Raw genomic sequence first — 12,258 nt, 5'->3', positions numbered from 1 at the left:
CGTCGTACCTGCGGTTACAGGGCCACGCCGAGCAGCGCGTCCACCGCCCGGGTCACGAGACCGGGCGCGCCGATGTCGGTGCCGCCCTCCGCCTCCTGACGGGCCGCCCAGCGGTCCACGGCGGCGAGCGCCGCGGGGGCGTCCAGGTCGTTCGTGAGGGCCTCGCGGATCTCCTCCACCAGCGCGTCGACGGACGGGCCGTCGGGCCGGGAGACGGCCGCGCGCCAGCGGCCGAGCCGGTCCACGGCGTCCTGGAGCACCTGGTCGGTCCACTCCCAGTCGGAGCGGTAGTGGTGGGCGAGCAGGGACAGCCGGATGGCGGCCGGGTCGACACCGTCCCGGCGCAGCTTCGAGACGAAGACGAGGTTGCCCTTGGACTTGGACATCTTCTCGCCGTGCAGGGCGACCATGCCGGCGTGCACGTACGCCTTGGCCATGGGGAACTCGCCGGTGAGCACCTGGGCGTGCGAGGCACCCATCTCGTGGTGCGGGAAGGCCAGGTCGGAGCCGCCGCCCTGGACGTCGAAGCCCATGCCGAGGTGGTCGAGGGCGATGGCCACGCACTCGATGTGCCAGCCGGGGCGGCCACGGCCGAGCGAGCCGCCGTCCCAGCTGGGCTCGCCCTCACGGGCGGCCATCCACAGCATCGGGTCGAGCGGGTTCTTCTTGCCCGGGCGGTCCGGGTCACCGCCGCGCTCGGCGGACAGCAGCCGCATCGCGGCCGCGTCCAGGTTGGAGACCTCGCCGAAGTGCGGGTCGGACTCGACGGAGAAGTAGACGTCGCCCTCCAGCTCGTAGGCCGCGCCGAGGTCGCGCAGCCGCTCCACGAGCGGGACGATGCCGGGTATCGCCTCGACAGCGCCTATGTAGTGCTGGGGCGGGAGCATTCGCAGGGCAGTCATGTCCTCGCGGAAGAGGGTCGTCTCCTGCTCGGCGAGGGCCACCCAGTCGACGCCGTCCCGCTCCGCGCGCTCCAGCAGCGGATCGTCGACGTCGGTGACGTTCTGGACGTAGTGAACCTGCCGCTTGGTGTCGAGCCACACGCGCTGAACGAGGTCGAACGCGTTGTAGGTCGCCGCGTGACCCATGTGGGTCGCGTCGTACGGCGTGATGCCGCAGACGTAGATACGGGCGACGGGACCGGGGTCGAGGGTGACGAGGCCGCCGGTCGCGGTGTCGTGGATCCTCAGGTCGCGGCCCTGACCAGGCAGGGCGGGGACCTCGGAAGCGGGCCAGGCATGCATGTACATGAGCCTAACCGGCCACGAGCTGCCGATACGAACGGGATCGGGCCGGATGGCCTGTCGGGCCCTCTTGTACCTCGGGCCCGGATGTGCTCACACCGGTGGCCAGGGGATCGCCGGCCACTCCCCGCTCGGCTCGGGGTGGTGGCCGGCGGCCAGCAACGCCTCGACACGCGCGCGCGTGGCATCGATTTCGGCCGTCGTGATGAGTCCGGCCAGCCGCACGGCCAGCTCCCCGCCGTCGGAAAGGGTCTTCTTCAGCCGTTGGAGCACCTCGACGGCGTCCGGGGTGAGCGGCTCACCGGCCCAGCCCCACAGCAGCGTGCGGAGCTTGTTCTCGACGTTGAAGGCGACCCCGTGGTCGATGCCGAAGAGCCGGCCGTCCGCGGTGGGCAGCAGGTGGCCGCCCTTGCGGTCGGCGTTGTTGATCACCGCGTCCAGGACGGCGAGGCGGCGCAGCCGCTCGTCGTCGGCGTGCACCAGCAGCGCGGTGCGGCCCTCGCCGACCTCGGCGAACCCGATCGCCTTCCAGCCGGGCTCGGGCTCCTCGCCGTCGACCAGGGCGAGCAGCTCGGCCTCGGCGCTCACGTCGATCCACAGCTGGCACATGCCCTCGCCGTAGGGACCGTCGCGCAGCACGGTCGCCGGGACGAGCCCCCAGCCGGTGGCCTCGGAGACCTCGTAGGCGGCCACCTCGCGGCCGGCCAGGGTGCCGTCGGGGAAGTCCCACAGCGGGCGCTCGCCGGCGACCGGCTTGTACACGCAGGAAGCTTCCTGCCCGTCGTAGGCGACCGTGCAGAACAGCGCCGCGTTGGACGCCTCGCGGATGCGGCCGCGCACCTTCAGCTCACCGCTGGTGAGCAGTTCGGCGGCGGTCACGCTCCGCGGCGGTATCCGTTCTGGCGCGGACATACGTGTCCTTCCGGGTCGAGCGGGAGGCTGCACAGCGGGCACGGCGGCCGTCCGGCGTTGACGACGTCCAGGGCGCGCTTGGTGAAGGCCCTGGCCTGCACGCCGGTCAGCCGGACCCGCAGCATGGGGGGCCCGTTCTCCTCGTCCTGGAGCAGCCGCTCCTCGGCCTCGGCGAGGTCTTCCTCGGTGTCGGCGTCCAGCTCCACGAGGGCCTGGGCCTCCACGATCATGCGCTGTTCCTCGCCGTCCCAGGCCAGGGCCATGGTGCCGACCCGGAACTCCTCCTCGATGGGGGTGTCCAGCGGGGCGGTGTCGGCGACCTCCGTGGGGGCCATGGCGGGGACGGCCGCGCTGCCGCCACTACGGCGTACGACCTCGTCCAGCAGCTCGTCCATGCGCTCGGCGAGCGCGGCCACCTGAGTCTTCTCCAGAGCCACGCTGGTCACCCTGGGGCCTGCGGTGGCCTGGAGGAAGAACGTACGGCGTCCGGGCAGTCCTACCGTGCCCGCCACGAAGCGGTCCGGCGGATCGTAGAGGAACACCTGACGGGACACGTCCTGTCTCCATTGGATTCGAGAGTGGGTGCGGTGCGGGCCGTGCGTGAAGGGGACTGTGCGGGTCGCTTCACCCTACTGCGCCCGACGATCACGGTGCGCCCGCACCGCCCCCGACCGGTGCGTCTTCCCCCGGAGGTTCCTCGCGCGGGGCAAGGGAGGCGAAATCGCCGGTGTCGCCGAGACGAACGAGAAACGGCCTCAGGCGGGTGTAGCGGATCGCGGTGACGGAGCACGGTTCCACCGAGATCCGCTGGAACAGGTCGAGATGCAGTCCGAGGGCGTCCGCGACCAGTGACTTGATGATGTCGCCGTGCGAGCACATCAGGTAGACGGCGTCGGCGCCGTGGTCGCGCTCCACGCGCGCGTTCCACTCGCGTACGGCCTCGGCGGCGCGGGTCTGCATGGCCCGCATCGACTCGCCGCCCGGGAAGGCCGCGGCCGAGGGGTGCGCCTGGACGACCTCCATCAGCGGCTCGTCCTTCAGCTCGGCGAGCTTGCGGCCGGACCAGTCGCCGTAATGGCACTCACCGATCCGTTCGTCGGTGTGGGCGCGCAGCCCGGGCCGGGCTTCCAGCAGCGGCCGTACGGTTTCCTGACAGCGTTCCAGGGGGCTGACGACGACCTCGGAGATCGGCAGCCCCTGGAGGCGGCCGGGCAGCGCGGCGGCCTGTGCGGCCCCCCGCTCGTCGAGGGCGACGCCTGGCGTCCACCCGGCGAGCACACCCGAAGTGTTGGCGGTCGACCGTCCGTGCCTGACGAGGATCAGCGTGGGCATGCCGCCCAGCGTAAGCGCATCACGACATGCGCAGGCGGCCGGGCGAGGGGAGAATGCGCTCCGTGATCGTGGACTGCGCCATCTACCGGGACGGTCACCGCACCGAGGGCCCGGAGGACCTGTCGGACGCCCTGGACGAGGCGCGGGCGGCCGGCGGGTTCATGTGGATCGGGCTGTACGAGCCGTCGGAGCGGGAGTTCGATCTCGTCACCCACGAGTTCGCGCTGCATCCGCTGGCGGTGGAGGACGCCCTGAAGGCGCACCAGCGGCCGAAGCTGGAGGTGTACGACGACTCGCTGTTCATGGTCCTCAAGCCGGTGGTGTACGAGCAGGAGAGCGACGCCGTGTCGGCCGGCGAGGTCATGGTCTTCATCGGGGACGGCTTCGTGGTGACCGTGCGGCACGGCGAGGGCTCGCCGCTCGCCGCCGTGCGGCACCGGCTGGAGGAGGACCCGGAGATACTGGCCAAGGGCCCCACGGCGGTGCTGTACGCGATCGCCGACGCCACCGTCGACCACTACCTGGAGGTGGCGACGGAGCTGCAGACGGACCTGGAAGAGCTGGAGGCCGAGGTGTTCCAGCCGGAGCGCGGCGGCACCCGGCACACCGCGTCCCGGATCTACACCTTCAAGCGGCAGATCCTGGAGTTCCGCCGGGCCACCGTGCCGCTGGCGGTGCCGCTGACCCGGCTGGCGGGTACCGGAACGCTCGGCATCGCGGTGCCCTTCGTGCACGAGAAGGCGCGGCCGTTCTTCCGGGACGTGAACGACCACCTCGCGCGCGTGAACGAGTCCGTGGAGGGCCTGGACCGACTGGTGTCGGACATCCTGTCGGCGCATCTGGCGCAGATGAGCGTGCGACAGAACGACGACATGCGGAAGATCTCGGCCTGGGCGGCGATGGCGGCGATCCCCACCATGATGGCGGGGATCTACGGCATGAACTTCGACCACATGCCCGAGCTGCACTGGCTGTGGTCCTATCCGGCGGTGATCCTGTTCATGGCCGCGCTGGAGGTGCTGCTGTACCGGACCTTCAAGCGGCGCGGCTGGCTGTGAGCGCGGCTCAGGCGTACTCGGGGGCGGGGGTGGCGGGCCCGCCGAGGGCGTTGCGGCGCGCGGGCATGCGCAGGCTGACCATGCGGTGCCAGCCGGCCAGCCGGTCGTAGGCGTACACGGCGTGGACACCGGCCGCGAGGGCCGCAGACTTGGCCCGCGGCCAGCCGAGGACGCGGCCCATGTGGGCCGTCACGGCGAGGCTGACGTCGCGGTAGACGCGGATCTCGGCGAGCGCGCATTCGCGCAGGGTGCGCTGGATGAACCGGCCGTGTCCGGCGGCGGCGAAGCGGAGCAGTTCCTCGTGGGCGTAGGCGAGGTGGTTGTCCTCGTCGTCCGAGATCATCCGTACCGCCCTGCCGACCTCGGGATGGTCGCCGAAGTACCTGCGGAGCATGTCCATCTGTTCGGAGGCCCGCTGCTCGGTGACCCGGCTGTGCGAGAGGTAGACGATGACGTCCCGCACGGTGAGCGGCTCGTCCCGCTGGAGCTTCTCGTGGGCGAGACCGATGCCCGCGCGCTCCAGGAGCATCGTGTAGTCGGTCTCGGGCGGGACCGGGACCGGGGTGAGGCCGCGCTTCTTCAGCAGGGCGTTGAAGATGCGCCCGTGCTTGTCCTCGTCGGCGCCGTGCCGGGCGATCTTGGGGGCCATCGCCCGTTCGCTCTGCGGCACCAGCGCGGAGATCCTGCCGTTCTCCCAGCCGCCCTGGGACTCCCCGCCGGCGGCGACGGAGCAGAAGAGCCGGAAGGACTCGTCGTCCTCGAGGATCTCCTGGAACAGACTCTTGGCCGAGAACATGGCAGACACCTCTCTGCAGGATTCCGCAGAGAACGAGTCAAATGCGGACAGAGTGGAGCCGCAACAGCTGTGCGGATCGACTCGGCCGAAAGGCGGAGCACCGCGGTCGTAACCGCGCGGCGCCCGGCGCGTTGTTCCCCGTGACGGCCGTGGCGGGGAAGACCCCCGAGCCCCCACCACGGCCGCAGAAAACTCCCCCTGTCAGGCGAGCCCGGCGCGCTCCATGGCCTCGGTGCCGGCCCGCAGGGAGGCCAGCCGCTCGTCCAGCGTGAAGCCGGCGGGGGCGAGGGTGAGGGTGGTGACCCCGGCGGCTGCGTAGGCCGTCATGCGGTCGGCGATGCGCTCCACCGAGCCGAGCAGCGTGGTCTTGTCGATGAGGTCCTGCGGGACGGCCGACGCCGCCCCCTCCTTGTCCCCGGACAGGTACTTGTCCTGGATCTCGGCGGCCTCCTTCTCGTACCCCATGCGCTGGGCGAGCTGGTTGTAGAAGTTCTGCTTGCGGCTGCCCATGCCGCCCACGTACAGCGCCGTGTAGGGGCGGAAGGTGTCGGCCAGCCGGGGCACGTCCTTGTCCTCGCCGACCGCGAGCGGCAGCGTCGGGCAGATGTCGAACCCGTCGAGGGTCTTGCCGGCCTTCTCCCGGCCGGCCCGCAGGTACTTGACGGCGGTGTCCTCGAGGTGTTCGGCCGAGGGGAAGATCAGCAGCGCGCCGTCGGCGATCTCACCGGTCTGCTCCAGGTTCTTGGGGCCGATGGCGGCGATGTACAGCGGGATGTGCTCGCGCTCCGGGTGCACCGTCAGCTTGATCGGCTTGCCCGGACCTCCGGGCAGCGGCAGCGTCCAGTGCTCGCCCTCGTACGACAGCCGCTCGCGCGTCATCGCCTTCCGGACGATCTCCACGTACTCGCGCGTACGGGCCAGCGGCTTGTCGAACTTGACGCCGTACCAGCCCTCGGAGACCTGCGGCCCGGAGACGCCGAGGCCGAGCCGGAAACGGCCCTTGGACAGCGAGTCCAGCGTCGCCGCGGTCATCGCCGTCATCGCCGGCTGGCGGGCCGGGATCTGGAAGATGGCCGAGCCGACGTCGATGCGCTCGGTCTGGGCGGCGACCCAGGTGAGCACCGTGGCCGCGTCCGAGCCGTACGCCTCGGCGGCCCAGCACACGGAGTACCCGAGCCGTTCGGCCTCCTGCGCCACGGCCAGATTGTCCGCGTCCATCCCGGCACCCCAGTAGCCGAGGTTGATCCCGAGCTGCATGACCGATTCCCCTTACCCGTGAGTAACGTCCCTTGGCGGAGACCATAGCGCGGGCTCGGGGCGGACGGGCAGGGCATGCCGGGGATCGGAGGGCACCCGGCCGGGCCGATCACACCGGACGGAGTTGTCCACAGGCAACCCACCGCACCAGTTCTGGCCAGTAATCTCGCGCACATGGAGCAGAGGCATCTCGGCCGCACAGGCCTGCGCGTGTCCCGGATCGGACTCGGCACCCTCACCTGGGGCCGGGACACCGACGAGCACGACGCCGCGGACATGCTGAAGGCGTTCTGGGAGGCCGGCGGAACCCTCGTCGACACCGCGGACGTGTACGGCGACGGCGAGGCGGAGTATCTGCTCGGACAGTTGATGGACGGTCTGGTGCCGCGCCGGGACCTGGTGGTCTCGACCAAGGCGGGTAGCGTCCCCGACCCCGACCGGCGCTTCGACGGCTCCCGCGGCCATCTGCTCGCCGCGCTGGACGCCTCGCTGGCCCGTCTCGGCACGGACCACGTCGACATCTGGCACGTCCACGCCTTCGACCCCGACACCCCGCTCGAGGAGACGCTCCAGGCCCTCGACCTGGCGGTGAGCAGCGGTCGCGCCCGGTACGCGGGCGTCTCCAACTTCTGCGGCTGGCAGCTCGCCAAGGCGGCCACCTGGCAGCTCGCCGCACCGGGCACCCGCACCCGGCTGGCCAGCACACAGCTGGAGTACTCGCTGCTGCAGCGTGGCGTCGAGCGGGAGGTGCTGCCCGCCGCGCTCGACCTGGGCGTCGGCCTGCTGCCCTCCTCCCCGCTGGGCCGCGGCGTGCTGACCGCCAAGTACCGGCACACCACTCCCCCGGACTCGCGCGGCGCCTCCGAGCATCTGGCGCCGTTCGTCGCGCCGTATCTGGACGACACCGCGACGCGCATCGTGGACGCGGTACAGACGGCCGCCGACGGGCTCGCGGTCACCCCGCTCCAGGTGGCCCTCGCCTGGGTCCGGGACCGGCCCGGAGTCGCCGCCCCGATCGTCGGCGCGCGCAACGCGCAGCAGCTCACGGCGGCGTTGTCAGTGGAGGCGCTTAGTCTTCCTGACGAGATCTGCCGGGCGCTCGACGATGTGTCGGCGCCCGTGCACCGCTATCCCGATCACGACTGGAGCACGCTGTGAGCACGGAGCCGGAGACCACGGAGGACACCGGGCCGGGGACCCCGGAGAAGCCGGAGAGCCCGGAAACCCCGGAGCAGGACACGGCGGCCGACGACAGCCGTGGGACCACCGCCGCCGAGACCGCGGAGGGCGAGACCGCCGCCGGCGAGGCGGCCGAGGGCGAAGCCGCGCCCGGGCGGTCGGAGGCCGAGGCAGAGCTGGCCGCGCAGCAGGTCGAGCGGGAGCGGATCGAGCAGCGCAAGGCCGAGCGGAAGGGGCCCATCGAGAGCGGCACCAAGCTGAGCGGCAAGGCCGCCGACCTGCTCGCCGCGGTCCGCGCGGTGGAGAGCGGCGAGAAGCCGGTCGCCACGGCCTTCACCGAGCCGGCGCCGGCCCCGCGCCGCCCCGCCCCGGAGCCCGTACGGCGTCCGCAGCCCGCCCCGGCCGCCGCCGCACCCGCTGCCCCCGCCGCCGAGGCCGTCGAGACCGTGCGGAGCGTGCTGCGCGAGGGCGGCGCGCCCGAGGCCCTCGCGGCCCAGGTGGCGGCAGCCCTCGGCGAGGGCGCCGACGCCGCGCTCCGGGAGGACCCCTGGCAGCTGCTGCGGATCGACGGCGTACGGCCGGAGCAGGCCGACGGGTTCGCCCGGGCGCTGCTCGGCGCGGCGTGCGGTCCGGACGACGAGCGGCGGGTCCGCGCGGTGACCGTCTGGCTGCTGGAGCAGGCGGCGCTGGCCGGGCACACCGCCCTGGAACTGCCGGCGCTCACCGCCGCCCTGGCCCAGCGGGGCGTGCCCGACGCGGACGCGGCCGTGCAGGACACGATTGCCGAGGGCGAGGCGCTGGTCTTCCAGGACGCCCTGGAGGAGCCCGGCGCCCCGGCCCCGCAGGAGGAGGACGGCGAGGAGGCGGAGCGCCCGGTCCGCGTCCTCGTCGGCCTGGAGCGGTACGCGCTCGCCGAGGAGAGCCTCGCCGACGGCCTGGCCCGCCTGGTCAACTCGCCGTCCAAGGAAGCTGCCGAGCGGTGGGAGGCGGCCGCGGCCGGGGCGTCCGGCGGTGCTGCCGAGCTGGCCCGCGCGGTTGCCGGGCACGGTCTGGTGCTGCACACCGGCACCGAGGCGGCCCGCGCCGAACCGGCCGCCCTGCTCGGCGCCGCCCGCGCCGCCGGTCTACGGGCCTTCGCCGGCTGCCACACCGCCGACGGCAGCCGTCGCCTCGCCGCGCTGGTGGGCGAGGGCGCGGAAGCGGCCGTGGGCACCGTCGCCGGTCTCCTGTCCGGTGCCGAGGGCCCCGGCCGGGACGCGGACGGCGCCCTGGACCTCGACCTGCTGATCGTGCTCGACGCGCCCCAACTCGACGTGGAGAGCGCCGCGATGCTGGTGGAGTCGCTGCCCGACGGCGCCCGTCTGGTGCTGAGCGGCGACCCCGTGGTGCTGTGGTCGGCCGGACCCGGGCGGGTCTTCGCCGATCTGCTCGCGGCCCGTGCCTGCCCGCAGATCGCCTCCCGCACCCCGGACCCCGGTCCGCTCGGCGAGCTGGTCTCCGGCATCGGCGTCGGCGAGCTGAACCAGGTCGAGGCGCCCGGCAAGGAGATCGTCATCGTCCCGGTGCGGGACGCCGGCGAGGCCGTGCACCGCACCGTGCAATTGGTCGCGGACTCGGTGCCGCGGGCCATCGGTGTTCCGGCCGAGCAGACCGTGGTGATCACCCCGGGCCACGGCGGCGCGGCGGGCACCCGGAAGCTCAACTCCGCTTTGAAGGAACGCCTCAACCCGGGCCCCGGCCGCTTCGGCGGCTTCGACGCCGGCGACCGGATCGCCTACTCCCCCGCCCCGGGCCGTACGGTTCCGGGCCGGGTGGTGAACGCCGACGCCGACGGGCTGCACCTGGAGTGCGCGGGCGCTCCCGTCGTCGTACCGCGGGAGCGGGTGGAGCAGTGCGTACGGCACGGCTGGGCGCTGACCGCGCACCAGGCGGTGGGTGGCCGCTGGCCGGCCGCGGTGGTCGTGCTGCCCGGCGACGCCGCGCAGACGCTCAGCAGACCGTGGGTGTACACGGCCTTCGGCCGGGCGGAGCGGCACCTGTCGGTGGTGCACGGTGTGGAGCAGGCCCTGCCGAAGGCGGTCGCCGAGGTCTCGGCCAAGCCCCGTACGACACGGCTGCAGTCGCTGCTGCGCACGCAGGTCCCGTCGGCCGGCTGACGTCCTCTCCGCCGCAACGGCGATCAGTCACAAGGTCGATCGTCCACAGCGGCGGATTCCGGCGGTGCCGTACGCATGTCCGGCCCCACGGCACCGCCGCCTCAGCTCACCGCTCGGCGTCGATCGGCTCCAGGTCCTCGTCCTCGTCCTCCTCGCCGTCGAACTCGAGGTCGTCCTCCTCGTCGATGTCGTCGGAGACGTCCTCGTCGAACACCGCGCTGACGTCGAACCGGCACACCACCCGCTGCGGGTCGGCCTGCTCGAACGGCGCCTCCAGCCACTCCCCGGGCTCGGCCGGCTCGTCCGCGGCCGTGACCCAGAGCGTGGAGTCGCCCTCCTCCAGGCCGAACTCCTTGTGCCGGGAAGCGATCTCGTCCGGTTCGAACTCGCCGAACAGGACGCCCAGGGCCCCGTGGACCGTACCGGCGGTGTCCTCCCCCGCGCCGCCGGCGCCCTCGTACTCCACCGCTTCGACCCGCTGGGCCTGCGCCAGCAGCCGCTGGGGCTCCGCCACGGAGTAGTCGCGTCGGATCAGCACACTGACCGCGTTCGGTTCCTCGGGGCCCGCGTACGGGGGCAGCGAGTCGTCCGCACCGGGGATCTCGAAGGGCGTGACCTCGTCGTAGCGGTCGTAGAGCAGCTCGTCGTACGCCTCGGCGGCCGCGGCCAGCTCGTTGAACGCCTCGTAGACGGCCGGGTCGTCCTCCCCCGACCTGCGTTCGACCGCCGCCAGGTGACGGTCGAGCGCGGTCTTGACCGCCTCGGCGGCGGCGCGTACCTCGGCAGCGGTGGGCTGCGCAGCATCAGACATAGTGCAGACGCTATCCGTACCGGGCACCAGCCCGCACAATAGATGCGATGCCGGAATACGAATTTGTCGACGTGTACGTACCGCGCGGGGTGTCCCGCAAGGAGGCGACACGTCTGCTGACGGACCATGCCGAGTACGGACACTGGGAGTTGGACCGACTGAGCCTGCTGCGAGACGGCAGCCGCAGGGTGCGGTTGCGCCGGCGAATCATCCGCCAGGTGCGGGCCACGTGGTGAGACAGCACGCATGAACGGAGCGGGCCCCGCCGTCCTGGCAGGGCCCGCTCCGTTTTCCGGCCGCTGTCGCGCTACGCCGAGGCCCGTGCCTTGCGGTACAGCACGGCGCCCGCGAGCAGCGCGCCCGCACCGGCCGGCAGCGCGAGGCCCAGCGGCAGGTCGCTACCGGTGTGGGCGAGCTGGTCGGTGCTCAGGTACGTGCTGGAGTGTCCGCCCTGCTGCTCGACCTGGGACGAGCCGTGGGGGGTGTGGCCGCCGTTGGCGGGCGGGGTCCCCGGGTGGCCCGGAGTTCCCGGGTGCCCGGGCTGACCGGGCGTGCCGGGGTGGCCAGGGGTCCCAGGGTGGCCCGGCTGACCGGGCTGACCCGGATGTCCGGGATGCCCCGGCTCGCCCGGACCGCCTGGGTTGCCGTGCCCGCCACCCGGCGGCCGGCTCTGCTGACCGCCGCCGTTGGCACAGTCGTTGCCCGTGGTGGCGTTGCCTGCCCCGACGACGTCCACGCTGTTGCCGCACACGTTCACCGGGACGTCGATCGGCACCTGGACCGTGTTGCCCGAGCCGACGCCCGGCGAGTCGCTGGTGTGACCGCCCGCGTGCGAACCACCGGAGCCACCGTGGCCGCCCGAGTCGCCGTATCCCCCCGCGTCGCTGCCGCCGTCATTGGCGCATTTGTTGCCCACGGCCGGGTTGAGGGCCCCGACCACGTTCACCGTGTTGCCGCACACGTTCACCGGCGCGTGCACCGGCGCCTGCACCGTGTTGCCGGACAGTACGCCGGGCGAGTCACTGGTGTGGCCGCTCGCGTGCGAACCACCGGAGCCGCCGTGGCCGCCCGAGTCGCCGTATCCTCCCGCGTCGCTGCCGCCGTCATTGGCGCATTTGTTGCCCACGGCCGGGTTGAGGAGCCCGACCACGTTCACCGTGTTGCCGCACACGTTCACCGGCGCGTGCACCGGCGCCTGCACCGTGTTGCCGGACAGTACGCCGGGCGAGCCGGTCGCGGAGCCGGCCGCGCCCGAGTCGGCCTGGGCGTAGCCACTCGCGGCGGCGATCACACCGGTGGCGGCCGCCATGGTCATCAGACCCTTGCGGGTGCTCTGTCGCATTTCTGGATTCCCCCCTGCCTTCGATTCTCCGTGCATTCCACGAAAATGAGTTCCGCGGAAAAAGACCCGTCGGGCGCGGGGCGCCGGGCGGGCCGGCCCGGGCCGCCCCCCGGCCGTGGGCGCCCCGGGGACAGTCGGCGGGCGGGGGGGGTGGGGGGGGTGGGCCCCGGG

The 12,258-nt window shown here is 72.8% G+C and carries 12 protein-coding genes; 4 read left to right on the top strand and 8 right to left on the bottom strand.

What is annotated here, in order from left to right; genetic code table 11:
* Nucleotides 1-14 precede the first annotated feature (14 nt).
* The 4 genes from mshC to ACIRVH_RS12150 form a co-directional block, all read right to left on the bottom strand.
* Complete coding sequence (gene mshC, locus ACIRVH_RS12165; RefSeq protein ID WP_403951312.1) at nucleotides 15-1,244, bottom strand: cysteine--1-D-myo-inosityl 2-amino-2-deoxy-alpha-D-glucopyranoside ligase; 1,230 nt, start codon at nucleotides 1,242-1,244, stop codon at nucleotides 15-17.
* Nucleotides 1,245-1,337: 93 nt separating this feature from the next.
* Nucleotides 1,338-2,156, bottom strand: coding sequence for an SCO1664 family protein (locus tag ACIRVH_RS12160; protein WP_403951310.1), 819 nt, complete (start codon nucleotides 2,154-2,156; stop codon nucleotides 1,338-1,340).
* Nucleotides 2,120-2,710: a DUF3090 domain-containing protein gene (locus tag ACIRVH_RS12155; RefSeq protein ID WP_403951308.1), complete on the bottom strand. Its 591-nt coding sequence runs from the start codon at nucleotides 2,708-2,710 to the stop codon at nucleotides 2,120-2,122. Before ACIRVH_RS12155 ends, ACIRVH_RS12160 begins: the two co-directional genes overlap by 37 nt.
* 91 nt (nucleotides 2,711-2,801) lie before the next feature.
* Nucleotides 2,802-3,488 (bottom strand): histidine phosphatase family protein, encoded by a 687-nt coding sequence (locus tag ACIRVH_RS12150; protein WP_403951305.1) that lies wholly within the window; start codon nucleotides 3,486-3,488, stop codon nucleotides 2,802-2,804.
* 62 nt (nucleotides 3,489-3,550) lie between these two features.
* Here ACIRVH_RS12150 and corA point away from each other — a divergent pair, with 62 nt between their 5' ends.
* The gene (gene corA / locus ACIRVH_RS12145) at nucleotides 3,551-4,546 is read left to right on the top strand and encodes a magnesium/cobalt transporter CorA (RefSeq protein WP_403951303.1); all 996 of its coding nucleotides are present in this window, start codon (nucleotides 3,551-3,553) and stop codon (nucleotides 4,544-4,546) included.
* Between the two features lie 7 nt (nucleotides 4,547-4,553).
* Here corA and ACIRVH_RS12140 read toward each other — a convergent pair whose 3' ends face one another.
* Together ACIRVH_RS12140 and ACIRVH_RS12135 are read right to left on the bottom strand one after the other, a co-directional pair.
* Complete coding sequence (locus ACIRVH_RS12140; RefSeq protein WP_403951300.1) at nucleotides 4,554-5,342, bottom strand: ferritin-like domain-containing protein; 789 nt, start codon at nucleotides 5,340-5,342, stop codon at nucleotides 4,554-4,556.
* Between the two features lie 201 nt (nucleotides 5,343-5,543).
* Nucleotides 5,544-6,599, bottom strand: coding sequence for an LLM class F420-dependent oxidoreductase (locus ACIRVH_RS12135; RefSeq protein WP_403951297.1), 1,056 nt, complete (start codon nucleotides 6,597-6,599; stop codon nucleotides 5,544-5,546).
* A gap of 174 nt (nucleotides 6,600-6,773) precedes the next feature.
* Between ACIRVH_RS12135 and ACIRVH_RS12130 the strand changes: the two genes are divergently transcribed.
* Complete coding sequence (locus ACIRVH_RS12130; RefSeq protein ID WP_403951294.1) at nucleotides 6,774-7,757, top strand: aldo/keto reductase; 984 nt, start codon at nucleotides 6,774-6,776, stop codon at nucleotides 7,755-7,757.
* Nucleotides 7,754-9,934, top strand: coding sequence for a helix-hairpin-helix domain-containing protein (locus ACIRVH_RS12125; RefSeq protein WP_403951291.1), 2,181 nt, complete (start codon nucleotides 7,754-7,756; stop codon nucleotides 9,932-9,934). The genes ACIRVH_RS12130 and ACIRVH_RS12125 overlap by 4 nt, the downstream gene beginning before the upstream one ends.
* Nucleotides 9,935-10,040: 106 nt before the next feature.
* Here ACIRVH_RS12125 and ACIRVH_RS12120 read toward each other — a convergent pair whose 3' ends face one another.
* Entirely contained in the window at nucleotides 10,041-10,745 is a 705-nt protein-coding gene (locus ACIRVH_RS12120) for a hypothetical protein (RefSeq protein WP_403951288.1), read from the bottom strand.
* A 47-nt stretch (nucleotides 10,746-10,792) separates the two neighbouring features.
* Here ACIRVH_RS12120 and ACIRVH_RS12115 point away from each other — a divergent pair, with 47 nt between their 5' ends.
* A complete protein-coding gene (locus tag ACIRVH_RS12115; protein WP_014671721.1) occupies nucleotides 10,793-10,981 on the top strand; it encodes a DUF5703 family protein in 189 nt (62 codons plus the stop codon).
* Nucleotides 10,982-11,052: 71 nt separating this feature from the next.
* Here the strand turns inward: ACIRVH_RS12115 and ACIRVH_RS12110 are convergent, their stop codons facing one another.
* On the bottom strand, nucleotides 11,053-12,087 hold the full coding sequence (locus ACIRVH_RS12110; protein WP_403951284.1) for a chaplin family protein: 1,035 nt from the start codon (nucleotides 12,085-12,087) through the stop codon (nucleotides 11,053-11,055).
* Between the last annotated feature and the right edge of the window lie 171 nt (nucleotides 12,088-12,258).

This window comes from Streptomyces sp. NPDC101165 (genome assembly GCF_044768135.1).
In the GTDB taxonomy this organism is placed as follows: Bacteria; Actinomycetota; Actinomycetes; order Streptomycetales; family Streptomycetaceae; genus Streptomyces.
This window is presented reverse-complemented; position numbering and strand designations above follow the sequence as displayed.

What these genes read in the sequence shown, in the direction of transcription:
- mshC (WP_403951312.1), bottom strand. Translation starts at nt 1,244, where the DNA reads ATGCATGCCTGGCCCGCTTCCGAGGTCCCCGCCCTGCCTGGTCAGGGC.
- ACIRVH_RS12160 (WP_403951310.1), bottom strand. Translation starts at nt 2,156, where the DNA reads ATGTCCGCGCCAGAACGGATACCGCCGCGGAGCGTGACCGCCGCCGAA.
- ACIRVH_RS12150 (WP_403951305.1), bottom strand. Translation starts at nt 3,488, where the DNA reads ATGCCCACGCTGATCCTCGTCAGGCACGGACGGTCGACCGCCAACACT.
- ACIRVH_RS12140 (WP_403951300.1), bottom strand. Translation starts at nt 5,342, where the DNA reads ATGTTCTCGGCCAAGAGTCTGTTCCAGGAGATCCTCGAGGACGACGAG.
- ACIRVH_RS12135 (WP_403951297.1), bottom strand. Translation starts at nt 6,599, where the DNA reads ATGCAGCTCGGGATCAACCTCGGCTACTGGGGTGCCGGGATGGACGCG.
- ACIRVH_RS12130 (WP_403951294.1), top strand. Translation starts at nt 6,774, where the DNA reads ATGGAGCAGAGGCATCTCGGCCGCACAGGCCTGCGCGTGTCCCGGATC.
- ACIRVH_RS12120 (WP_403951288.1), bottom strand. Translation starts at nt 10,745, where the DNA reads ATGTCTGATGCTGCGCAGCCCACCGCTGCCGAGGTACGCGCCGCCGCC.
- ACIRVH_RS12115 (WP_014671721.1), top strand. Translation starts at nt 10,793, where the DNA reads ATGCCGGAATACGAATTTGTCGACGTGTACGTACCGCGCGGGGTGTCC.
- ACIRVH_RS12110 (WP_403951284.1), bottom strand. Translation starts at nt 12,087, where the DNA reads ATGCGACAGAGCACCCGCAAGGGTCTGATGACCATGGCGGCCGCCACC.